Origin of the sequence: Mycobacterium sp. E1715, assembly GCF_001667625.1 — a bacterium.
In the GTDB taxonomy this organism is placed as follows: Bacteria; Actinomycetota; Actinomycetes; order Mycobacteriales; family Mycobacteriaceae; genus Mycobacterium.
Window position 1 is genome coordinate 1 of sequence record NZ_LZJJ01000263.1, and the last position, 730, is coordinate 730.

Here is a 730-nt window from a genome sequence, read left to right on the forward strand (position 1 = left end):
GGTCGTCGCCGACCGCGCCTATTTCATCTTCCTGGCGCTGTTGCCGTTCATCTTGGGTTCGCTGTCGCTGACGGTTCCGGGCGGCAACGGATTTCATCTGCCCGGCACGAACGCCGGGACACCGGACGAGGCGGCGCAGATCCTGGCGCTGCTGATGCCGGCCGCGGCGTTCATGGGCACCGCGCTGACGATCCGCGACCTGGTCGGCGAACGCCCGATCTTTCAGCGCGAGCAGGCGGTCGGGTTGTCGACGACGGCCTACCTGCTCGCGAAGACCGCGGTGTTCTGCGGCTTTGCCGTCCTGCAGTCGGCCATCATCACCGCGATCGTGGTGATCGGCAAGAGCGCGCCGACACGCGGCGGCGTCCTGCTCGGCCACTCGACCGCCGGGGCGACGGTCGAGCTGTTCGCCACCGTCGCGGCGACGTGTGTCGCCTCGGCGATTCTCGGCCTGGCGATCTCGTCGCTGGTCCGCTCCAGCGAGCAGATCATGCCGCTGTTCGTGGTGACGGTGATGGCCCAGTTGGTGCTCTGCGGCGGCATGGTTCCCGTGACGGGCCGGCTGGGACTGGACCAGCTCTCCTTCGCGATGCCCGCGCGCTGGGGCTACGCCGCGGCCGCGTCGACGGTGGATCTGCGGCACCTGGTGCCCGATTCGCTGCTGTCCCAGGACCGGTTCTGGCAGCACACGCCGAAGGTGTGGCTGCTGGACATGGGCATGCTGGCGGCG

1 protein-coding gene is annotated in these 730 nt (G+C 69.3%); it reads left to right on the forward strand.

All coding sequences use genetic code 11. The features are described 5' to 3' along the window. Positions 1 to 730 (forward strand): ABC transporter permease (locus A9X03_RS13750; RefSeq protein ID WP_156736918.1); only part of this gene is annotated, 730 nt, incomplete at both ends.